Genomic DNA, 17,868 nt, shown 5'->3' with positions numbered 1-17,868 from the left:
TGTTGGACTCTTTCACGCTACTCTGCAGTGATCTGCGCGTCCTTGACGACTTTGGCCCAGCGCGGGCGATCCTTGGCGATCAGTTCTGCCAGGCGTTGAGGCGGGCCGCCCTGCGCGATCAAGCCTTGCTTGCCGAGAAGCGCTCGAACGTTCGGCTCCGCGAGTATCTCGTTGAACACCGCATTGTAGCGGTCGACGATCTCTTTCGGCGTATTGGCTGGAGCAAGAACGCCGTACCACAAATCGACATCGAAGTCGGTGACACCTAGTTCTGCGAGCGTTGGCACGTTCGCCGCCTGCGGCGTCCGTTTTTGGCTGCCCACAGCGAGGATACGGATTTGTCCGGTTTCTGCGAGTGGAAGCGCGGTATGGACCGGCAGGAACATGGCCGAGACGTGTCCGCCCGCAAGATCCTTCACCGCGCCGGCCGACCCTGAATAAGGAATGTGCGTCAGGTTGATCTGCGCCGTGAGCTTGAACAGCTCCATGGCGAGATGTTGTGGTGTGCCGCGGCCGGGAGAAGCATAGTTGATCTCGCCCGGTTTGCTGCGGGCGAGTGCGATCAGTTCCGCAAGTGTGTTGACGTTGAGCGAAGGATGAACAACGAGCGCCAAAGCACCCGTTGCGATCTCGGCGATCGGTACGAAATCCTTCTCAGGATCGTAGGGCATTGTCGGATAAAGGCTCGCATTCATCACGAACGTATTGACGGTCACCAGCAGGTTCTGGCCATCAGGCGCAGTGCGCGCTGCGGCCTGCGTGCCGATGTTGCCGCTGGCGCCGGGTTTGTTCTCAACGATCACGGGGTGATTCCAGCGCTGCCGCAGTTCCTCGCTGAGGATGCGCGCGAGCAGGTCTGGCCCTGTGCCCGGCGAGAAGGGGACGTTGAGCCGGATTGGTTGCTGCGACTGCCCGTAAACCAGGCCGGGCATCAGAGGGGCAAAGGCCGCGACGAGAATCCCCAGCACCGTACGGCGCGAATGCAGGCCGCTTGCGGAATCGATCGCCACAATATCCTCCCATACTTTGCCCGCTGCTGATCGCCCCGCGGACCTTTCTTTATAAAAATCTCTTAATATGAGATTATGATGTATATGCGCCTATCGGCGCCAGTTCAAGATTGATTCTGCCGGATCGGAAAAAGTATCTGGTCCAAAGCAGGACCAACGCGGGCCGCACGCCGAAACTGGAGCGAAGTCAGACCATGCGGCTTGAAGCATGAAGCCGAAGAACAGCCTGGAACGGGTGCTTGCGGTACTCGAGGTGTTTTCCGAGGAGCGGCTGGAATGGACGCCCGAGGACTTGATGCGCGAGCTCGGCTACAGCCGGCCGACGCTCTACCGCTATCTGAAGACCCTGAAAGACGCCGGCTTCCTGATGTCGACCCGCAACTCCGGCGTCACGCTGGGACCGAAGGTCGTCGAGATGGATTATCTGACGCGCCGCTCCGACCCGCTGGTGCTGCTCGGCGTGCCTTACCTGAAGCAGCTAACGGCTGCCTATTCCTGCACCGCCATGGTCTTGCGCTGGTACGGCAGCAAGATTCTTTGCGTTGCCTCTGAATCCTCCACCAGGAACCCGATCAGTTCCTATCCACGCGGCCGGCCGATGCCGCTCGGGCGCGGCGCGATCGCGCGCTCGATCCTGGCGCTGCTGCCGCGGCCGCGTTTGGTGCCGCTGATCGAGCGCAATCTCGCCGATCTGCGCGCGGTTGGTCTCGGCGACACCGCCGATGATGTCCTGAAAAGCCTGAGGAAGGTCCGCAAAGCCGGCTTTTGCGTCGCCTATGGCGAGGTTACGCCCGGCGCCGTAGGCATCGCCGCGCCTGTTGTCGACGATCGCGATTATCCGGTTGCCAGCGTCTGCGTCACCATTGCCGGCAATCTCGTAACAGGCGCGCAGATCGATCAAATCGGGGCCGAGGTCCGGCGCGTGGCGTCCCAGATTTCAGCCGATCAGGCGAGCGGGAAACCCTAAGCAAAATCTTATATTATGAGATTATGCTTGACTTGGGCCTAACCTGCTCTCATTTTCCGCCGCCTGCGCGCCAGTCACGCCGATCGCAAGAAGCAAAAATGAGCAAGCCCACCGAATCAACCACGCAAGTCGTCATTGTCGGAGGCGGACCGGTTGGTCTGGGTCTTGCGATCGACCTCGGCCAGCGCGGCGTCAGCTGCGTTCTGGTCGAGCGCTACGTCAGCCCGCAGCCGATCCCGAAGGGGCAAAACCTGACCCAGCGCACCCTTGAGCACTTTTACTTCTGGGGCGCGGAGGCGGAGCTTCGGGCGGCGCGGACGATCCCGCCCAACTACGGCATCGGCGGCATGACGTCCTATGGCACGCTGCTGAGCGGATACCGGTATGACTGGCTCCAGCGCGAGTTGGTGCGGCCCTATTACTTCACGGATAACGAACGGCTGCCGCAATACGCCACCGAGGCCGTGCTGCGGCACCGCTTGAGTCAGTTGCAGAACGTCGAAACAATTTACGGCTGGAGCGCTTCCGGCATCACGCAGGACGCCGAGGGCGGGCAGGTGACGATTGCCGAGCGCAACAGCGATCGGCAACGCACGCTGCGGGCAGACTATGTGGTCGGCTGTGACGGCAGCCGCTCGCTGGTGCGCCAGGCTGCCGGCATCACCCAGACTCTGACCGACCACGACCGGCTGATGGTGCTGCTGGTGTTCCGCTCGACTGGCCTGCACAGATTGCTGGAGCGCTTTCCCAACAAGTCTTTCTATAATGTGCTGCATCCCGACCTGAAGGGCTACTGGAAGTTCTTCGGCCGCGTCGATCTCGGCACCACCTGGTTCTTTCATGCGCCGGTGCCGCTCGGTACGACAAAAGACAATTTCGATTTCCGCGGCCTCCTGCATGGAGCGGTCGGCGATGAGTTCGACGTCGAGTTCGAGCACATCGGCTTTTGGGACCTGCGCGTCGCGATCGCGGATCAATATCGCATGGAGCGAGTTTTCATTGCCGGCGATGCCGCGCACAGTCATCCGCCCTATGGCGGTTACGGCATCAACACCGGCCTCGAAGACGCCGCCAATCTCGGCTGGAAACTTGCGGCGGCGCTGCAAGGTTGGGCCGGAGCGCACCTGCTGGATTCCTACGGCGAGGAACGGCGCCCGGTATTCGCGTCCACCGCGCAGGATTTCATCGAGAAGGCGATCGAAAGCGACCGGAAATTCTTAGCCAAGTTCGATCCTGCGGCCGACAAGGATGCGTTCGAAGCCGAATGGCAGGCGCGCTCGTCCGGTGCGCATTCGGAAGTGAATTCGTTCGAGCCGAATTACGAGGGCTCCTCGGTCGTCGCAGGTACGCCTGGCGCCGCCTGCAGTGCGATCGGGTCACATCAATTCGCGGCGCGCGCCGGCCATCATCTGACGCCGCGCCAGCTCACGTCAGGCCGCAATGTCTTCGAGGAACTGGGCGAAGGATTTACGCTGCTCGATTTTGGCGCGCCGGAAGCCGCCACCGCCTCGATCAGGCGCGCCGCCCAGACCAGCGGCGTACCACTGAAGCTGGTCAGGGACGACACCGTGGAAGCGCGGGAATTCTACGAGGCGGCGCTCGTACTGGTCCGGCCCGATCAGTTTGTCGCCTGGGATTCGGATGGCGATGTTACCGACGCCGCTGGCATCATCCGTCGCGTGGTCGGCGGCCACCCCTGACAGATCACGCCAGATCCGTCGTCGAACCAAGAACAGGCCGAAGGCCGACAAGGGAACACAAGGAAAAGGCCATGAGCCGCCACAGTGCCGCGCATTATTTCCTCGAAGGTCTCGTCGACCTCGGCGTCGACTATATCTTCGCCAATCTCGGCACCGATCATGTCTCGCTGATCGAGGAGATCGCGCGCTGGGACCGCGAAGGCCGCAAGCATCCGGAAGTCATCCTCTGCCCGCACGAGATCGTCGCCGTTCACATGGCCGGCGGCTACGCGCTGGCGACCGGCAAGGGACAGGCGGTGTTCGTGCATGTCGACGCCGGGACTGCCAATGCCTGCATGGCTATACAGAACCTGTTTCGGTACCGGCTGCCGGTGATGCTGTTTGCTGGACGCGCACCCTTCACGCTGCATGGCGAATTGACGGGATCGCGCGACACCTATGTACACTTCGTGCAGGAACCCTTCGACATCGCCAGCATCGTGCGGCCCTATGTCAAATGGGAGTATTCGCTGCCCTCCGGCGTCGTCGTGAAGGAAGCGCTCGCCCGCGCCGGCGCCTTCATGCACAGCGATCCACCCGGGCCGGTCTACATGATGCTGCCGCGCGAGACGCTGGCCGAGGAATGGGACGAAACGCAGATGCCGGCGTACAACTCCGCCCGCTATGGCGGCGTGGTCGCCGGTGGCATCGATCCTGCTCGCGTCGATGCCATCGCCACACGATTGATGACGGCGGAAAATCCAATCGCGCTGACGGCCTATCTCGGGCGGAATGCCGACGCGGTCGCGGCGCTGGAGCGCCTCGCGCTTGCCTGCGGCATCCGGATCGCGGAGTTCAATTCGATCGACCTCAATGTTTCGCAGGATTCGCCGTGCTTCGCCGGTTTCGATCCGTCGCCGCTGTTGGAACAGGCCGATGTCGGACTGCTGCTCGATACCGACGTGCCCTTTGTGCCGCAATACGCCAAGCGCGTCGAAGAGATCGACTGGATCCAGATCGACATCGATCCGTTGAAGTCGGATTTCCCGATGTGGGGATTCCCGACCGACATCAGGGTGCAGGGCGATTGCGCGACGGTGCTGCGGCAGGTGCTCGAGGTGGTCGCGGCGCGCGCGGATGACGGCTATCGCAAGCGCGTCGTCGACCGCATTGCTGGCTGGAGCGGTGCCCGCGAGGCAGCGGACAAGCGGCGGGTAGCCGCCGCAACGAACAAGGGCGCGCCTGGAGCGATCAGCGCGGCCTACCTGTTCGCGACCTTGAACCGTGCGATCTCGCAGGACGATATCGTCGTCAACGAAGCGATCCGCAATGCACCGCTGGTGCAGGAGCATATCCGCCGCACGCGGCCGCACAGCTATGTCGGCCTCGCCGGCGGAGGGCTTGGCTTCAGCGGCGGCATGGCGCTGGGCCTGAAGCTGGCGCAGCCGGAGCGACGCATCGTGCAGATCATCGGTGACGGCGGCTTTCATTTTTCCTCGCCGGATTCGGTATTCGCCGTCGCCCAGCAATATCAGATTCCGATTCTGACGGTCGTCCTCGACAATGGCGGCTGGCAGGCGGTCAAGTCGTCGGTGCAGCGGGTCTATCCGAAGGGCATCGCCGCCGAGACCAATTCGTTTCAATCGCAACTGCGCTCGGGCCGGCAGGGCGAGCAGCGAAACTTCTCCGATATTGGCCGCGCGTTCGGCGCGCACGCTGAATTCGTCAACGAGCCGGATGACCTCGCCGCGGCCGTCGATCGCTGCCTCGCCGCTGTCGACGGCGGAATCGCTGCCGTCCTGCATGTCCAGATCACGCCGCTGTAGCGGCCCAAATTTTGTCCGCGGTGCCGCCAAGAGCACTAACGAAATAATTGCCCAGGAGGAAACAAAATGAAGACCCTTTGCCGCGTGGCGCTCGCCACCCTCTGTTTGAGCTTCTTCGGTCGCGTGCCTGCTCTCGCCCAGGCCCAATACCCGACGCGGGCAATTCATATCGTCGTCGGTTTCACGCCGGGCGGCGGCAACGACATCATCGCGCGTGTCTTCGGGCAAAAACTGTCGGAAAGTCTCGGCCAGCCGGTCATCATCGAGAACAAGCCCGGCGCAGGTGCGATCCTGGCCACCGAATACGTCGCGCGATCGGCGCCCGACGGCTACACGCTGCTGGTCGGCGCCAGCGGCGCCATGGTGATCAATCCCGCCGTCTACGAGAAGCTGAACTACGACACGATGCGGGATTTCAAGCCAGTGTCCGAGCTCGGATCGTTTCCGCTGATCCTGATCGTCAATGCGAAATCTACGTTTAAATCACTGGCCGATCTTGTCGCCTACGCCAAAGCCAATCCCGACAAGGCGAACTACTCAAGCTCCTCCGCGGCCTTCCAGCTCGCGACCGAGCTGTTCAAGCAGAAGACCGGCGTGCCGATGCAGATGATCCCCTACAAGGGGGCCAACGATTCCGTTACCGCTGTCATCTCGGGAGAAGTGACCGCGACCATCGCCGATGCCGGGCCGGTGACCAGCCAGGTCAACGGCGGCCTTGCCCGCGCGCTCGCGGTTGCTGCGCCGAAGCGGGTGGAGAGTCTGCCGGATGTGCCGACCATGAAGGAAGCCGGCGCCGACGTCGAAGCGGTGCTGTGGAGCGGCATTTTCGTGCCGGCTGCGACACCGCCCGAAATCGTCGCCAAGCTGGAGGCCGAATTCATCCGCATTGCGCGGCTGCCAGACGTTGTCTCCCGCCTCAAATTGCTCAACATCGATTCGGTCGGCAATTCCTCGGAAGCGTTTTCGCGCATCATCGCGGCCGATCTTGAACGCTGGAAGGCAGTCGCACGCGACGGCAACATCAAGATAGCCCAGTAGTGAGGGGTGCGCCTCATGACTGATCCGGTTGAGACTCAAGTTCTTGTCGTTGGCGGAGGTCCGGTCGGACTGACCCTCGCGATGGATCTTGCCAGCCGCGGAATCCGAACAGTCGTTGCCGAGCTGCGGCACAAGGGCGAGCCTCCAAGCGTGAAATGCAATCACGTCTCGGCGAGGTCCATGGAAATTTTCAGGCGTCTCGGCGTCGCAAAGGCGATCCGGGAGGCCGGCCTGCCTGCCGACTACCCCAATGACGTTTCGTATCGGGTCAGCTTTGCTGGCAGGGAGCTGTCACGCATCCCTATTCCGTGCCGACGCGAACGGTATACGGCTCATGGAGGTCCAGACACCTGGTGGCCGACAGCCGAGCCCCCGCATCGGGTCAACCAAATCTACCTCGAACCGACGCTATCCGCGCACGCCGAGACGATCGCCGGCCTCACACTGCTCAATCGCGTTGAGATCAATTCCTTTGAACAAACGCCTGAGGGCGTGACCGCGCAAGGCACCCAACTTGATAGCAGTCAGCCGATCACGATACGCGCCGACTTCCTTGTCGGGTGCGATGGCGGACGATCGGCCATTCGCAGGACGATAGGTGCCACGCTATCCGGCACAGCCGAGGTTCAGCGCGTTCAATCGACCTATATCCGCGCTCCCTCGCTTCTCTCCATGAGCAATCTTAAGCCGGCCTGGGCCACGTTTTCTCTCAACCCCGTCCGTTCCGGGAACGTCTATGCAATCGACGGCCGCGAAACATGGCTCGTGCATAACTATCTGAAGCCAGGTGAGCACGAGTTTGATTCGGTAGACCGGGATTGGGCTCTGCGGAAGATCCTTGGTGTCGGCGCGGATTTTTCATACGAGATTATTCGCAAGGAAGACTGGATCGGCCGCCGACTGGTTGCGGATAAATTTCGTGAAGGCCGGGCGTTCATTTGCGGGGACGCAGCCCATCTGTGGGTGCCGATGGCGGGATACGGCATGAATGCCGGCATCGCCGATGCGGCCAACCTGGCCTGGCTGTTGGCAGCTCATCTGTCGGGCTGGGCTCCGACAGGCATCCTCGACGCGCATGAGGCGGAACGCTTGCCCATTACCGAGCAGGTATCCGTGTTTGCAATGAACCACGCCCTGTCGCTTTCGCGTCAGAGAAGCGAAGTCTCTGACAATATCGATGCCGACGATGAGGCAGGTGAGCAGGCAAGGATTGCGCTGGGCAAAAGGGCTTATGATCTGAATGTTCAGCAGTACTGCTGCGGCGGGCTGAATTTTGGATACTATTACGACAAATCGCCGATCATCGCGTATGACGAAGGAAAGCCGCCGACCTACGGCATGGCGGACTTCACTCCCTCTACAGTGCCGGGTTGTCGCGTCCCGCACATCTGGTTGAACGATGGACGCTCGCTCTATGACGCGCTTGGTCCGGATTACACGCTCCTGCGCTTCGATACCGCGGTCGATGTTTCGGACTTGATGTCGGAAGCGGCTCGCGCGCGGGTGCCAATCAAGCTGCTGGATGTCACATCCAACGAAAGTGCCAGCATCTACGATCGTTCGCTGGTCTTGGCACGACCTGATCAGCACGTAGCCTGGCGAGGCAATCTCCCTCCAAAGGATCCGCGGGAACTGCTCGATTTGATTTCCGGGCGCCGTGCGAGCTGAATGCGCTGCCGGGGGAATCGCTTGCCGAGCCCGCCTTCGCCTAGCGGCTACGCCGCGGCAGCCTTCGCTTGCTTCGCTACGATAGAACTGAGTTTGGCTTGCCGAGCCGTAGCTTGCGAAGCAAGCGAAGGCTGGTGGGCGCGACAGGGATCGAACCTGTGACCCCTACCATGTCAAGGTAGTGCTCTCCCGCTGAGCTACGCGCCCTGGAAATGGGACGACCGATCGTCCCGCTCCAGCTTTATTCGTATTGGGTGGGGTCCGTATATCGGCTCCAAAGCGCCCCGGCAAGGATGCTTGGACGTAATTTCTGGAGTGATTTCGAGCGAAATTGACGCCGAATCAGGCCGCCAGCATCTTGTTCACTTCGCTGACCAGTTCGCGGAGGTGAACCGGCTTGGCGAGCACCTTGGCGTTCTTGGGCGCTTCCGAATCGGAATTCAGCGCGACCGCAGCAAAGCCGGTGATGAACATGATCTTGATGTCGGGGTCGAGTTCCGAGGCGCGGCGTGCCAGCTCGATGCCGTCCATTTCGGGCATCACGATATCGGTCAGCAGCATCTCGAACGGCTCCTCGCGCAGCCGCTGATAGGCCGACATGCCATTGTCGTGGGGCGAAACCTGAAACCCCGCGTTTTCCAGCGCCTTAACCAGGAAGCGGCGCATGTCGTTGTCGTCTTCGGCGAGGAGGATCTTGTGCATGGCGGTCAGTCGTCGCATCCGGCTTGGAGGATCATTGGCACACTAAGCGCCCCAGAGGGTAAATTTCGGGTGAAAGGTAACGGCTTCTTGGCAGCGGCGAGCGGTGCTATTTCCGCAGCGGAATGTACCAAGATCGATCAAGGCGGCGCTTTTCAGGCGTTTGCGACAACTTCCAGGAAGGACGGCGGCTTTTTTCCCTTGGCAGAATGATTACGATTACGGACAATACATCCTTACAAGCCCTGCCCTTCGCCGGCAGAATCGGTCGCATGATCGATCGCTGCAGAAGGGAATGCGGACATTCAAGGGACGACGCCCCACGATGACCCAGTTTGATGGCGAGCTGTCGCCCCCGTTCGAGATCGTGGAGCCGGCGCATTGGCGGGCTCCGATCATCTTCAACTCGCCCCATTCCGGCTCGGTCTATCCGCTCGAATTTCTCAACGCGTCCCGGATCGACCTCGCCGCGCTGCGCCGCTCCGAGGATTCGTTCATGGACGAATTGATCGCAGACCTGAGCGAACGGGGCTTTCCGACGGTCCGGGTCAATTTCCCCCGCTCTTATGTCGACGTGAACCGCGAGCCTTATGAGCTCGATCCGCGGATGTTCACCGGACGCCTGCCGAGCTTCGCCAATACCCGTTCGATGCGGGTTGCCGGCGGCCTCGGCACCATCCCGCGCGTGGTTGGCGACGGGCAGGAAATCTATCGCGAGCGGCTTTCCGTGGACGACGCGCTGGGGCGGATCGAGGCGCTCTACAAGCCGTATCACCGGGCGCTGCGGCGGCTGATCAACAAGGCCCATCAGGCGTTCGGAACCGTGATCCTGGTGGATTGCCATTCGATGCCGTCGGTCGGGGTGTCGCGCGACGAGCCGCGGCGACCCGATATCGTGATCGGCGACCGCTACGGCACCAGTTGCGCCAGCCTGCTGCCCGATGTCGTCGAGGAAATCATGAGCGGGCTCGGCTATTCGATCGGTCGCAACAAACCCTATGCCGGCGGCTTCATTACCGAGCATTACGGCAACCCGGCCAGCGGATTGCACACCGTGCAGCTCGAGCTCAACCGCGCGGTCTATATGGATGAGCGGCAGCGCGAGCGCGGGCCCCGCTTTGCCCAGGTGGCCGCCGATTTCGCCGCGCTGGCCGAAGCGCTGGCGCAGGTCCCGCTCGGGGATCTCGGGCCGTTCCAGGCAGCGGCGGAGTAGCTTTTCGTCATTCCGGACGTCGCGCTGCGGCGATCCGGAATCTCGAAAGTTCATGCGAAGACGTGTGCCTCGGATGGCGCGTCAAAATCAAAGACGGCCCAAAAGAAAAAAGGGCCGCTTGAATGAACAAGCGGCCCAAGTCTAGGGAGGAAACGCCCAAGGAGGGCAGCGATAGGGCCAGGCCCTACCGCACCGCAACAATATGCGGCCGCGCTGCACAAAACGCAAGGGTTTTTGGCTCGGTTCCCGCCCAAAGTGGAACAGGCTGGCGAATCGGCAACACAGCCAAAAGCTGGAATTTATTCCAATAATATCAATCTCTTAAGGTCAAGGCCCGATCAGTTCCGTGTTCACTGCAGTGCTGGTATGCCAAAACTCGCAACTTCGTGATGGCAGAGCTAACCAAAAATCCACGCCTAAACGAAGCATGTTCGAAAGCCGATTCGAAAGCGGGTTCGCAATACGAATGGGAATAACGCGCCGTTGGCGGTGCGCGGCGATGCAGATTGGGCTAGGCAAGAGGCGACATTTCAATTCCGGTAAGGGACAGCCGTGACGGTCATCGATTTCACAGCCTTCATCGGCCGCCTCGCGACCGCGTCCGGCGAAACCATTCTACCGTTCTTCCGGACCTCGCTCTCGATCGACAACAAGAGCGCGAGCGATTTCGATCCGGTCACCGAGGCCGACCGCGCCGCCGAAGCGGTGATGCGCCGCCTGATCAAGGCCAACTTTCCGCAGCACGGCATCGTCGGCGAGGAGTTCGGCAACGAGCGCGAGGACGCCGAATATGTCTGGGTGCTGGATCCGATCGACGGCACCAAATCCTTCATCGCGGGATTTCCGATCTGGGGCACGCTGATCGCGCTGTTGCACAAGGGCACTCCGGTGTTCGGCATGATGCATCAGCCTTATATCGGCGAGCGCTTTTCCGGCGATAGCGGCTCGGCGCAGTATTCCGGGCCATCCGGCGAGCGGCGGCTCACCGTACGGCGCTGCGCGTCGCTGAAGGAAGCGACTTCGTTCACCACCAGTCCGCTGTTGATGAATGCCGCCGACCGCGAGATCTTCGGCCGGGTCGAAAGTGCGGTAAAGCTGTCGCGCTATGGCGGCGACTGCTATTCCTACTGCATGCTGGCGGCCGGCCATCTCGACCTCGTGGTCGAGACCGAACTCAAGGCCTATGACATCGCGGCATTGATCCCGATCGTCACCGGCGCCGGCGGCATCGTCACCAACTGGGAAGGCAAGCCCGCCCAGAGCGGCGGCCGTATCATCGCCGCGGGCGATCCACGGGTGCACGAAGCGGCGATGAAATTGCTGAACAGCTAGGGCACAGCCTCGCAGAACCCGATGGATGCATTGATCGTCATCGCGGTCAGTGTCACCACAACTGGGTCTGGAGCAATCTGATCACGCAGCGATCGGTCAGGCTCGCGCGTGCGGACGAACTCCTGCTTTGACGAGGCCTAGCTCCCGCCGCAACCGGCGGGACCTTGCATCGAGCAGTTCATCGCGTACGATGCCCACCAACGCACGATAGATGCGGGATTGGGGAGCATTCATGAGACTGCTGAGCAAGCTGCTTGCTGGACTGACGCTGCTGTCATTGCCTGTATTGTTGCCAGCCATATTGTTGCCAGCCTTGGCCTCGGCGCAGGATTTCCCCGTAAAACCGATCAGGCTGGTCGTGCCGTTCCCGGCCGGCGGCCCCAATGACATCATCGCGCGCGTGATCGGCCAGCGCATGTCCGAGATTACGAAGCAGCCGGTGCTGATCGACAATCGCGGCGGCCAGGGCGGCGTGCTCGGCACCGACGCGGTCGCAAAGGCCACCCCCGACGGCTACACCATCGCGATCTCGAGCGCGGGCGCCCTCGCCATCAGCCCGAGCATGGAAAGGGTCGCCTACGATACGCTCAAGGATTTCGCGCCGGTGACGCTGGTCGCAACCGTGCCCGAGATGCTGGTGGTTGCGACCAACGTCCCCGCCAAGGACATGAAAGAACTGATCGCGCTCGCCAAGGCGCAGCCGGGGAAACTGAATTTCGCTTCGTCCGGTCCCGGCAGCCTGCCGCATCTGGCGGGCGAACTGCTCAAGCTGACGGCCAATATCGACATCGTGCACGTCCCCTACCGCGGCGCCGCGCCGGCGGTGAACGATTTGATTGGCCAGCAGGTGCAGATGACGTTTCTCGATCTGCCGGTGCTGTTGCCGCAGATCAAGGCCGGCACCCTGCGGCCGATCGCAGTCGGCGCGCCTGAGCGGGCGCCGACCGCGATGGAGGTGCCGACCACAGCCGAGGCTGGAATGCCCGGCATGATCATCGAGAACTGGTACGGCATGGTGGCACCCGCCGCCACCCCGTCGGCGATCGTCGCGGCCTTGCACAAGATCACGACCGAAGCGATGGCCGATCCGACCGTGAAGGAAAAGCTCGCAGCCCAGGGCGCGACGCTGGTCGGCGACACGCCGGAACATTTCCGCGGCTTCATCGACAGCGAAATCAAGAAATGGGCAAAGGTGATCAAGGACGCGGGGGTCGTGACGACGAAGTGAGCATCACGGCGCCGGTGCTGCTGCCACATATCAAGGCCGGCACCCTGCGCCCGATTGCGCTCGGCGCCCCCAAACGCACGCCCACCTCACCTGACGTGCCGACCACCGCCAACCGGAGCGCGCCAAGAGCGAGGCGAGGTCGCCCGGTTCAGTGCGATTTGCTATGCTCTGCGTTTCGGCAAGGGAGGCCCGGTATGCCTGTAACCGCCGGTGCACACCATCTCACGGTGTTCACACGCAACATGGACCGTTTCATTCGCTTCTACGAAGAAGTCTTCGATGCAGAGACCAAGTTCGATCTCTCCGAGCCCGGTCCCGGTGGCGGCACTTTTCGTCACTCGCTTATCGACCTTGGAGGAGGCTTCGCCCTCCATCCGTTCCAAATGCCAGATCCAACGGGGTATGAAGACGGCTCGATGCAGATGGGGAAGAGAGGTCACATAGATCATCTCGCGCTGAAGGTAGACGATGAAGTGCGCTTACAAGAAATCAGACGACGTCTGGTGAAGGCTGGCGCGTCGGATGGGACCATCACGGATTTCGGCGCCATCCGTCTCGTTACCTTCAGGGATCCGGATGGAATGGAGGGCGAGGTCGCGCGGTGGACCGATAGCAAACGCGTGCTCCGCTTTGATGAACGCAAGCGGGAGATTTGGCCAGATTAACAACCGGTCAGAGCATCCAGACGCGAAGGTCCGCATCGGGCTAATGTACGCCACTGCGTGGGGAGTGTGATCTGAGCTTGCGTTCAACGTGGCGCAGATTTGCGCAAGTGCTCCGCCAATTGCTGCGCGGGCTTGGGTAGCGCCCGAAAGCTCCGCGCGCAGATCACGAGCCGGCGGTTGGCCCAGCTATCCCTGATCCTGACGACATTGATCTTCATCGATCGCGCGCATCGTTTTGCAGCGACCTCAGGCATCACGCCAATCCCGATGCCGGCGGCGACCATCTGGCCGATCGCATCGAAACTGTTCAGCCGCGCACGAAAGCGCAGGCGCGCGCCGAGACGGGCCGCATGTCCGCTAATATGGGCATGCAGCGCGATCGAACCGATCAGGCCGACGAATTCGCGTTCCACAACTTCGCTGAAATCGACCTGCCGCCGGTTCGCCAGTTCGTCATCCCGCGCGGCGACCAGCACCAGACGGTCTTTGCTGAACGGGCTCCGTTCGATATTTTCTGCAAGCGCATGCTCGGCGGCGAGCCCGAGGTCCGCAGCGCCAGTTACGATGGCGCGCGCGATTTCGGCGCTTTCGCGCTCCTCGACGTCGATCGAAATGTTAGGATGTGCGGCCAGGAAGGCAGCCAGGGCCTTCGGCAGATATTCCGAAAGCCCCGACGTGTTGGCGAGGAAGCGGACGGTGGCCTTCGCGCCACGGGCAAAGGCGGCCAGATCGCCACGCATCGCCTCGACGTTGTGGAGCACGATTCTCGCATGATCGAGCAGGCTTTCGCCGGCCGGCGTCAGTTCGACGCCGCGACGGCCGCGCGTCAGCAGCGAAACGCCAAGCGCCTCTTCCAGTCCCTTGATCCGTGCGCTCGCCGAGGCCAAAGCCAGATGAATCCGCTCAGCGCCGTTAGTGATGCTGCGCGTCTCGGCTACCGCGATGAAGAGCTGAAGATCGACCAGATCGAAGCGCATGGACATTCCGAATGTCTCCCAGCCTTCGGCATGAACGAAGGCTATCTCCGTAATCTCCAGATTGTGCCGATAATCACGATCGGTCAATGTGTTCAGCATGTTCGATTCCACGCTGCCTTTCATCGCCACCGCTCTGCTGCTGGCCGGCTTCGTCAAGGGTGCCCTGGGACTGGGCCTGCCCACGGTGGCGATGGGCCTGCTCGCGGTATCGATGCCGCCGGCCCAGGCGATTGCCATCGTCATCGTCCCCGCGATCGTCACCAACGTCTGGCAGACTTTCGGCGGACCTTATTTGCGCGACATCATCCGGCGGCTATGGCCGTTGCTGATCGGGACCGCCGCTGGCATCTGGCTGAACGCCGGTTCGCTGACCGGCCCCTATGCACGCTACACCACAATCGCGCTCGGCCTGCTGCTGGTTCTCAATGCCGTCATTGGCCTGAACAAATTGAATCTCAGCATCGATCGCCAGAACGAAAAATGGGTGGGCGGCATTGTCGGCGTTATCACCGGCATGGTTTCCGCCGCTACCGGCGTGCAGGTGATTCCCTCGGTGCCATTCCTGCAGGCGATCGGCATGGAGAAGGACGAGTTGATTCAGGCGCTGGGCGTGTTCTTCACGGTCGCGACCCTGGCGCTTGGCTTCAATGTCACCAGTGCCGGGCTGCTGACGGCGGCAAGCGCGCTGCCGGGCGCGGTTGCGCTGGCATGCTCGTTCATCGGCATGTTCGTCGGGCAGGCGGCACGCTCGCGATTGCAACCGGAAACGTTCCGCTACTGGTTCCAAATCGGCATGATTGCCCTGGGCCTCTATCTTGCCGGCAATGCGCTCGCGAAGCTGGTTTAGCGTTTATCGCGCCTCCAGCATCGCGACGCGGATGCCGAGATAGACGAACAGCCCACCGAGTACGCGGTTGATCCAGGCCATCACGTCAGCCGATTGCCTGATGCGACGGGCCGCCCTTGCCGCGAAAGCAGCAACCCCGAGGCACCAGAGCGTGCCGTTGAAGATGAAGATCATGCCCAGCGCCAGAAAGGCCAGCGTCTTGTGGCCTGAGTCCGCCGCCACGAATTGCGGCAGGAAGGCCAGGAAGAACAGCGCCACCTTCGGATTGAGCACGTTGGTCAGGGCGCCCTGCCAGAACACGCGGGAGAGCGAGGTTTCGGCGCTTGCCGTCGCCTCCGCCGGCGGACGCGGGCGCGACAACAGCATTTGGATGCCCGTGAACAGGAGATAGGCCGCGCCGGCCCATTTCAGGACCGTGAAGGCGGTAGATGACGCCATCAACAGCGCCGACAGGCCGATGGCGGCGCCGAATACATGGACAAGACAGCCGCAGCAGATGCCGATCGCCGCCGCCGCACCGCCGCGCCAGCCCAACTGGATGCTGCGGCCGATAATATAGGCCGTATCCGGCCCCGGGGTGATGTTGAGCAGGAGCCCAGAGAGGATAAAGAGCCAGAGTTCGTGAATGCCGAGCGCCTCTGTCATCGTTTTGTCCGGTTCCCTTGGCGGCCCTCAGCCTAATTTGCGCGCATGCTAATCCCTGAGGGATGCAGTACTATCATGAGCAAATCGGGCTTCCACCAGATTGCGCATATTTTATAAACATTGGAATCGGTCGGCCGACCACGTAGTGGTTATCCCGCCCATTCCGGCGCCATTGGGGATATAGTGGGGGACATGGAAAGACGCTTGGCAGCCATCGTCTGTGCTGACGTCGCCGGCTATTCCCGCATGATGGGGGCCGACGAGGCGGGGACGCACGCCACGTTCAAGGCCCATCGCACCGCGATCTACCCTATCATCCTCAATCATGGCGGCCGCCTGGTGAAGAACACCGGCGACGGCTTTCTCCTTGAATTTCCCTCTATCGTCGGCGCCATCGAGGCCGCGACCGCGATGCAGATGGTGATGGCCGAGCGCAACGAGCACCTCCCTGCCGATCGATCCATGCAGTTCCGCATGGGCATCCACATGGGCGATGTGATGGCCGACGAGGACGAGGTGTTCGGCGACGACGTCAACATCGCCGTCCGCCTCGAATCGGTCGCCGCCCCCGGCGGCGTGGCGGTTTCGGGCAAGGCTTGTCATGAAGCGGGCAAGCGTCTCAGCGTCCCGCTGGCCGATGCTGGCCCCCACCGATTCAAGAACATCGACGAGCCGATCCACGTCTGGACCTGGCAGCCCGCTGGCTCCGACGCCAGCGGCCCTGCGCCCAAAGCCTCGACCGAAACATCGGTCGCCAATCTTCCGGCCCAGTATCGAACGGCGATCGTCGGCGTGCTGCCGTTTGCGAATCTGAGCGAAAGCGCGGACGAGTATTTTTCCGACGGGCTGACCGAGGACCTGATCCACGCGCTTTCACTGCAATCCTTCTATCGGGTGCTGAGCCGCAACTCGACATTCTCCTTCAAAGGCAGGAATGTGAGCACGCGCCTGATCGCGCGCGAGATCGATGCGAGCTACCTGATCCAGGGCTCGGTTCGGCGCGCCGCGACCAAGATTCGCGTCACCGCCGAGCTGATCGCGCCCGAGACCGGCGAGCAGTTGTGGACCGGCCGGTTCGACCGCGACATCGGCGACCTGTTCGCGATGCAGGACGAACTCACCACCAGCCTGTCCGCGGCGATCGCTGCCGAGATCTACCGAGCGGAAGCGTCCGCCCCGCCTCGCTCCTCGTCGAACGACATCACCGCATGGGATCGGTTCCTGAAAGGGCTGTCCTACTATTACCTGCAGACCAAGGCGGATTTCGAAACCGCGATCGGCCTGTTCAAGGAAGCCATCGCGCTCGATCCGACGCTGTCGATCGCGCGTGCCTATCTCGCCACCATCGTGACCCAGGCCATTCATTTCGGGTGGATCCAGGGCACGCGCGAAGAGTGGGATACCGCGATGAGTCTCGCGGAGAGCAGCGTCCGGCTCGATCCCCGTTCGTCCTTTGCGTTTCAGATTCTGGCCTATCTGCACGCGCTGGAAGGACATTACGAGGCGGCGATGGATGCCGCCAAACGGGCGGTCGCGCTCAACCCCTACGACATGGGCGCCCGCGGCGTGCTTGGCGCGTGTCATCTCTATAACGGCGAGCACCGTCCCGCCGTCGAATTGTTTACGATGGCTGCGCAGCGCGGCAACAGCGATCCCCGATACCAATTTGCAGCGTTCAATGCGTTCAGCCATTACCTCCTCGGCCAATATGACGCCTCGCTGTCATGGGCGCGCGAGGCTCTGTACGCCAATCCCAATCATCTGCAGGCGCTCACGATACGGACCGCAGCGCTCGCCCAATTGGGACGAGCCGACGAGGCGGCAAATGCGGCCGGCGTTGTGTTGAGCAACTACCCAACCCTGACCGTCGAACGGTACTTGCGGAATTTTCATTGGAGGCTCCCGGCCGACATTGCCCATTTCCGCGACGGCCTTGTGAAGGCCGGCCTCCCCTTCGGTAAATTGACCCTCGTCGAATCCTCGCCGAAACTCGCCGCAGATTCCTGAGCGTGTGTGAGCCGGTCGGTTGACACGGCGTTGAATTCCGCCAAAACTTGCCCTACACGCTGAAGTA

At 62.0% G+C, this 17,868-nt stretch carries 15 protein-coding genes and 1 tRNA gene; 11 read left to right on the top strand and 5 right to left on the bottom strand.

Annotated elements, in window-relative coordinates; translation table 11 throughout:
- Positions 1 to 17 precede the first annotated feature (17 nt).
- The gene (locus tag IVB22_RS12440; protein ID WP_247517597.1) at positions 18 to 1,010 is read right to left on the bottom strand and encodes a tripartite tricarboxylate transporter substrate binding protein; all 993 of its coding nucleotides are present in this window, start codon (positions 1,008 to 1,010) and stop codon (positions 18 to 20) included.
- 208 nt (positions 1,011 to 1,218) lie between these two features.
- On the opposite strand from IVB22_RS12440, the gene IVB22_RS12435 reads away from it, so the two are divergent.
- The 5 genes from IVB22_RS12435 to IVB22_RS12415 all read left to right on the top strand — a co-directional run bounded on the left by IVB22_RS12435 (position 1,219) and on the right by IVB22_RS12415 (position 8,188).
- Complete coding sequence (locus tag IVB22_RS12435; RefSeq protein ID WP_247517596.1) at positions 1,219 to 1,977, top strand: IclR family transcriptional regulator; 759 nt, start codon at positions 1,219 to 1,221, stop codon at positions 1,975 to 1,977.
- A 98-nt stretch (positions 1,978 to 2,075) separates the two neighbouring features.
- Positions 2,076 to 3,677, top strand: a complete 1,602-nt coding sequence (locus IVB22_RS12430; RefSeq protein WP_247517595.1) for an FAD-dependent monooxygenase — start codon at positions 2,076 to 2,078, stop codon at positions 3,675 to 3,677.
- A 71-nt stretch (positions 3,678 to 3,748) separates the two neighbouring features.
- Positions 3,749 to 5,482 (top strand): thiamine pyrophosphate-requiring protein, encoded by a 1,734-nt coding sequence (locus IVB22_RS12425; RefSeq protein WP_247517594.1) that lies wholly within the window; start codon positions 3,749 to 3,751, stop codon positions 5,480 to 5,482.
- 66 nt (positions 5,483 to 5,548) lie between these two features.
- Positions 5,549 to 6,520 (top strand): tripartite tricarboxylate transporter substrate binding protein, encoded by a 972-nt coding sequence (locus IVB22_RS12420; RefSeq protein ID WP_247517593.1) that lies wholly within the window; start codon positions 5,549 to 5,551, stop codon positions 6,518 to 6,520.
- A gap of 15 nt (positions 6,521 to 6,535) precedes the next feature.
- Complete coding sequence (locus IVB22_RS12415; protein WP_247517592.1) at positions 6,536 to 8,188, top strand: FAD-dependent oxidoreductase; 1,653 nt, start codon at positions 6,536 to 6,538, stop codon at positions 8,186 to 8,188.
- 132 nt (positions 8,189 to 8,320) lie between these two features.
- On the opposite strand, the gene IVB22_RS12410 is transcribed toward IVB22_RS12415, so the two are convergent.
- Together IVB22_RS12410 and cpdR are read right to left on the bottom strand one after the other, a co-directional pair.
- A tRNA-Val gene (locus IVB22_RS12410) sits at positions 8,321 to 8,395 on the bottom strand.
- A gap of 135 nt (positions 8,396 to 8,530) precedes the next feature.
- Positions 8,531 to 8,890, bottom strand: a complete 360-nt coding sequence (gene cpdR / locus IVB22_RS12405; RefSeq protein WP_027539837.1) for a cell cycle two-component system response regulator CpdR — start codon at positions 8,888 to 8,890, stop codon at positions 8,531 to 8,533.
- Positions 8,891 to 9,212: 322 nt separating this feature from the next.
- Between cpdR and IVB22_RS12400 the strand changes: the two genes are divergently transcribed.
- The 4 genes from IVB22_RS12400 (at position 9,213) to IVB22_RS12380 (ending at position 13,325) form a co-directional block, all read left to right on the top strand.
- Positions 9,213 to 10,100, top strand: a complete 888-nt coding sequence (locus tag IVB22_RS12400) for an N-formylglutamate amidohydrolase (protein ID WP_247517591.1) — start codon at positions 9,213 to 9,215, stop codon at positions 10,098 to 10,100.
- Between the two features lie 552 nt (positions 10,101 to 10,652).
- Positions 10,653 to 11,432: a histidinol-phosphatase gene (hisN, locus tag IVB22_RS12395; protein ID WP_247517590.1), complete on the top strand. Its 780-nt coding sequence runs from the start codon at positions 10,653 to 10,655 to the stop codon at positions 11,430 to 11,432.
- Between the two features lie 232 nt (positions 11,433 to 11,664).
- On the top strand, positions 11,665 to 12,660 hold the full coding sequence (locus IVB22_RS12390; RefSeq protein WP_247517589.1) for a tripartite tricarboxylate transporter substrate binding protein: 996 nt from the start codon (positions 11,665 to 11,667) through the stop codon (positions 12,658 to 12,660).
- A 194-nt stretch (positions 12,661 to 12,854) separates the two neighbouring features.
- Complete coding sequence (locus IVB22_RS12380) at positions 12,855 to 13,325, top strand: VOC family protein (RefSeq protein WP_247517875.1); 471 nt, start codon at positions 12,855 to 12,857, stop codon at positions 13,323 to 13,325.
- 83 nt (positions 13,326 to 13,408) lie between these two features.
- On the opposite strand, the gene IVB22_RS12375 is transcribed toward IVB22_RS12380, so the two are convergent.
- Entirely contained in the window at positions 13,409 to 14,302 is an 894-nt protein-coding gene (locus IVB22_RS12375) for a LysR substrate-binding domain-containing protein (protein WP_247517874.1), read from the bottom strand.
- Positions 14,303 to 14,399: 97 nt separating this feature from the next.
- On the opposite strand from IVB22_RS12375, the gene IVB22_RS12370 reads away from it, so the two are divergent.
- On the top strand, positions 14,400 to 15,149 hold the full coding sequence (locus IVB22_RS12370; RefSeq protein ID WP_247517588.1) for a sulfite exporter TauE/SafE family protein: 750 nt from the start codon (positions 14,400 to 14,402) through the stop codon (positions 15,147 to 15,149).
- Between the two features lie 3 nt (positions 15,150 to 15,152).
- On the opposite strand, the gene IVB22_RS12365 is transcribed toward IVB22_RS12370, so the two are convergent.
- A complete protein-coding gene (locus IVB22_RS12365) occupies positions 15,153 to 15,794 on the bottom strand; it encodes a LysE family translocator (RefSeq protein ID WP_247517587.1) in 642 nt (213 codons plus the stop codon).
- A 192-nt stretch (positions 15,795 to 15,986) separates the two neighbouring features.
- Between IVB22_RS12365 and IVB22_RS12360 the strand changes: the two genes are divergently transcribed.
- Positions 15,987 to 17,801 carry an adenylate/guanylate cyclase domain-containing protein gene (locus IVB22_RS12360; RefSeq protein ID WP_247517586.1) on the top strand — a complete coding sequence of 605 codons (1,815 nt, stop codon included), beginning with the start codon at positions 15,987 to 15,989 and terminating at the stop codon, positions 17,799 to 17,801.
- The last annotated feature ends 67 nt before the right edge of the window (positions 17,802 to 17,868 follow it).

Origin of the sequence: Bradyrhizobium sp. 190 (genome assembly GCF_023073415.1) — a bacterium.
Classification (GTDB): domain Bacteria; phylum Pseudomonadota; class Alphaproteobacteria; order Rhizobiales; family Xanthobacteraceae; genus Bradyrhizobium.
The sequence above is the reverse complement of the archived record's forward strand: the minus strand, read 5'-3'. Positions and strand labels throughout refer to the sequence as shown.

What these genes read in the sequence shown, in the direction of transcription:
- IVB22_RS12435 (WP_247517596.1), top strand. Translation starts at nt 1,219, where the DNA reads ATGAAGCCGAAGAACAGCCTGGAACGGGTGCTTGCGGTACTCGAGGTG.
- IVB22_RS12430 (WP_247517595.1), top strand. Translation starts at nt 2,076, where the DNA reads ATGAGCAAGCCCACCGAATCAACCACGCAAGTCGTCATTGTCGGAGGC.
- IVB22_RS12425 (WP_247517594.1), top strand. Translation starts at nt 3,749, where the DNA reads ATGAGCCGCCACAGTGCCGCGCATTATTTCCTCGAAGGTCTCGTCGAC.
- IVB22_RS12420 (WP_247517593.1), top strand. Translation starts at nt 5,549, where the DNA reads ATGAAGACCCTTTGCCGCGTGGCGCTCGCCACCCTCTGTTTGAGCTTC.
- IVB22_RS12415 (WP_247517592.1), top strand. Translation starts at nt 6,536, where the DNA reads ATGACTGATCCGGTTGAGACTCAAGTTCTTGTCGTTGGCGGAGGTCCG.
- cpdR (WP_027539837.1), bottom strand. Translation starts at nt 8,890, where the DNA reads ATGCACAAGATCCTCCTCGCCGAAGACGACAACGACATGCGCCGCTTC.
- IVB22_RS12400 (WP_247517591.1), top strand. Translation starts at nt 9,213, where the DNA reads ATGACCCAGTTTGATGGCGAGCTGTCGCCCCCGTTCGAGATCGTGGAG.
- IVB22_RS12390 (WP_247517589.1), top strand. Translation starts at nt 11,665, where the DNA reads ATGAGACTGCTGAGCAAGCTGCTTGCTGGACTGACGCTGCTGTCATTG.
- IVB22_RS12380 (WP_247517875.1), top strand. Translation starts at nt 12,855, where the DNA reads ATGCCTGTAACCGCCGGTGCACACCATCTCACGGTGTTCACACGCAAC.
- IVB22_RS12375 (WP_247517874.1), bottom strand. Translation starts at nt 14,302, where the DNA reads ATGCGCTTCGATCTGGTCGATCTTCAGCTCTTCATCGCGGTAGCCGAG.
- IVB22_RS12370 (WP_247517588.1), top strand. Translation starts at nt 14,400, where the DNA reads ATGTTCGATTCCACGCTGCCTTTCATCGCCACCGCTCTGCTGCTGGCC.
- IVB22_RS12365 (WP_247517587.1), bottom strand. Translation starts at nt 15,794, where the DNA reads ATGACAGAGGCGCTCGGCATTCACGAACTCTGGCTCTTTATCCTCTCT.
- IVB22_RS12360 (WP_247517586.1), top strand. Translation starts at nt 15,987, where the DNA reads ATGGAAAGACGCTTGGCAGCCATCGTCTGTGCTGACGTCGCCGGCTAT.